Source organism: Streptomyces sp. NRRL B-24572 (assembly GCF_002156145.1).
In the GTDB taxonomy this organism is placed as follows: domain Bacteria; phylum Actinomycetota; class Actinomycetes; order Streptomycetales; family Streptomycetaceae; genus Streptomyces; species Streptomyces vietnamensis.
On record NZ_MWIG01000808.1, the window covers coordinates 1 to 2,823 of the forward strand.

The following is a 2,823-nucleotide window of genomic DNA, read 5'->3' on the forward strand; positions in this document are numbered from 1 at the left end:
CCGGGCGGCGAGCACGCTGCCGACGACCGCGACGCCGAACGCGGCGCCCATCTCCTGCACGGTGTCGTTCATCGACGAGAGCAGACCGGACTTCTCCGGGGGTCCCGCCGTCATGAGGACGTCGTTGACGAGCGGCTGCGAGAGCCCCATGCCCGCGCCGACCAGGGCCATCGCCCCGACCATCGCGCCGTATCCGTACTCCTCGGTGAAGAGGGCGAAGCCGGCGTATCCGGCGGCGAGGACGAGCAGCGAGAGGACGACGGTGTTGCGCACGCCGAGGGCCTTGGCGAGGACCGGGGAGAGCGGGGAGCAGATCATCAGCGCCACCGCGAGGGGAAGGATGGCCGCGCCGGCGGCGAACGGCGAGTAGCCGAGCACCAGTTGGAACTGCTGGGTGAGGACGAACAGGCTGCCGGTGAGGGCGAACATGAGGACGGCCATGGTGCCGCTGGAGCCCAGGAACCTCCGGTTGCGCACCACCGCCAGGTCGATCATCGGGTGCCGCGCCGTCGCCTGCCGCACGAAGAACAGGACCGTCACGACCGCGCCTCCGATCAGCCCGGCGAGGACCTCGGGGGAGGACCAGCCGAACCGCGGCTGCTCGATGACGCCGTACACGAGCGCCGAGACGCCCACGATGGAGAGCAGCGTGCTGAGCGGGTCCAGCGGGTGGGCCCCCGGGTCGGTGGACTCGGGCACGAGGACGGCCGCGCCGAGCACGGCGGCGGCGACGACGACCACGTTGACGAGGTAGAGCGAGCCCCACCAGAAGTGGTCGAGCAGGGCACCGCCGATGAGCGGTCCCGTGACGGCGCCGAGGGCCGTCACCGCGCCCCAGACGCCGATCGCCTTGGGGCGCTCCTCCTCGGAGAAGACGTGCACCAGGATGGAGAGCGTTCCGGGCATGAACGCCGAGGCTCCGGCGCCCATGAGCGCCCGGGCCGCGATCAGTTCCCAGGACTCGGTGGAGAAGGCGGCGGCCACCGACGCCGCGCCGAACAGCAGCAGACCGATGATCAGCAGCCGCTTGCGGCCGAACCGGTCGGACAGGCTGCCGGCCAGGAGCAGCAGGCCCGCGAGGACGAGCGAGTACGCGTCCACCATCCACTGGAGTTCACTCGTACCCGCGTCCAGCTCTCTGCCCAGGGTGGGCAGCGCCACGTTGAGTACGGTCGAGTCGATCGACACGACGAACACGGCGACCGCCAGCACGGCCAGAATCGCCCACCTGCGCGGGTGCTCCCTCTTGTCCACCACAACTCCTCGCGCGGCCGTGTGCGCCGCTCTACGACGGAAGGTACGTGTCGAACGTAGGGGCGGACCCCGACCGGCGACAACGCGGAAAGGGGTGATTAGGGGTCCCCTATCCCGGGCGCGGGGGCGCCGGTTCCGCGGCGGCGGACCGTACCCTCGGGCGCCCGGCGAAGGAGGAGACCACACCATGGCGCACGATCGGCAGACGGGGCTCGACGACGACCCCGCAGCCCTGGTCATCGAGGAGCTCGGGGACCTCGTCGGCGCGGCACCCGCCGCACCGACGGGCTTCGTCCCGTCCGTCGTCACCGGCACGTACGTGTGCGATCCGCCGTTCTTCGGCGGCTCCGACGTCGGCCGTCTCGCGGTGAGCGGTGTGGTGAACTCCCTGGCCACGGCCGGGGCACGGCCGCGGTCCCTGGCCCTCGCGCTGACCGTGGAGGCGGGGCTGCCGCGGCAACTGCTGCGCCGGCTCGCCGAGTCGCTGCGCGACACCGTCCACGAGTCCGGGGTCACCGTCGCGGCCGTCCACGGGCGGGTGGTGCGGGCCGGGGACGCCGACCGGGTCTACGTCACGGCCACCGGAATCGGGACCGCCGCCCCCTGCCCGCCGGACGGGGCCCGCCCGGGCGTCCGGCCGGGCGACCGGGTCCTGGTGACGGGCCCCCTCGGGGACCACGAGGCGCATCTGCTGTCGCTGCGCGCGGGCCTGGGTTTCGAGCACCATGTGGCCAGTGGCTGCGCGCCGTTGACCGGTCTGCTCGACACCGTCCGCGCGGGCGGGTACGGGGGTGCGGTACGGGCTGCCGCCGAGCTCAACGAGGGCGGACTCGCCTCCGTACTGCGGTCCTTCGGGGCCGGGGGACGCACCGGCGTCCGGATCGACGGGGACGCGCTGCCGCTGCGGGCCGAGACGCGGGTCGCGCTCGAAACCCTCGGCATCGCCCCCTGGGACGCGGCGAGCCCGGGCAGCCTCTGTCTCGTCGTCTCCCCGGAGGACGCCGCCGGCGTCCTGGCCGCGCTGCGCTCCCACCGGTACGGCCGGTGGGCCGCGCTCGTCGGCCGTGTCACCGCCCCCGCGGAGCGGCTCGCCTGGCCCGTGGAGGTACGGGACGCGGACGGCACCGTGCGCGCCCTGCCGGCACCGGTGAACGAGCCCGCGCGCCGGCTCTTCTAGGCGTCGGAGGCCCCTCCGGCGCGTCGGCTCTTCTCGTTGTCGCGGTATCCGCTCTCGTCGCCGCGGTATCCGCGCAGCGACACCGCGGCGATCGCCGTCGCCAGCACGGGGACCACCGCCATGCCCACCAGGATGCCCAGTTCGGCCAGGGACGTCTGCTCGACCGCCCGGCCGCTGTCCGAGGACAGATAGCCGAAGGCCTGCAGGACCAGGGCGAAGAGGAACGGGCCCACGGCCAGGCCGACGGCCTCGCCCGTGGAGAACAGCCCGGCGAGCAGGCCTCCGCCGCGCGTGCCGGTGCGCTCCGCCTCGCGGGGACCGGACACGCGGGACAGCTGCTGTTCCTGTACGCGATGCTGCCGGAGTGCATCGCCCGCGAGGCGGAGCGCACC

Annotated in this window: 3 protein-coding genes; 1 reads left to right on the forward strand and 2 read right to left on the reverse strand. The window is 73.7% G+C overall.

Translation table 11 applies throughout. The features are described from left to right. Positions 1-1,254, reverse strand: a 1,254-nt coding sequence (locus CCN56_RS36340) for an MFS transporter (protein ID WP_086832010.1), incomplete at its 3' end; no start/stop codon positions are given. 187 nt (positions 1,255-1,441) lie between these two features. Between CCN56_RS36340 and CCN56_RS36345 the strand changes: the two genes are divergently transcribed. After that, positions 1,442-2,431 (forward strand): AIR synthase-related protein, encoded by a 990-nt coding sequence (locus tag CCN56_RS36345; protein ID WP_086832011.1) that lies wholly within the window; start codon positions 1,442-1,444, stop codon positions 2,429-2,431. Here the strand turns inward: CCN56_RS36345 and CCN56_RS36350 are convergent. Then, positions 2,428-2,823 (reverse strand): MFS transporter (locus CCN56_RS36350; RefSeq protein WP_143664733.1); only part of this gene is annotated, 396 nt, incomplete at its 5' end. The genes CCN56_RS36345 and CCN56_RS36350 overlap by 4 nt on opposite strands.

Bases quoted from the DNA above. Each gene is read 5' to 3' on its own strand.
- CCN56_RS36345 (WP_086832011.1), top strand. From the start codon at position 1,442: ATGGCGCACGATCGGCAGACGGGGCTCGACGACGACCCCGCAGCCCTG.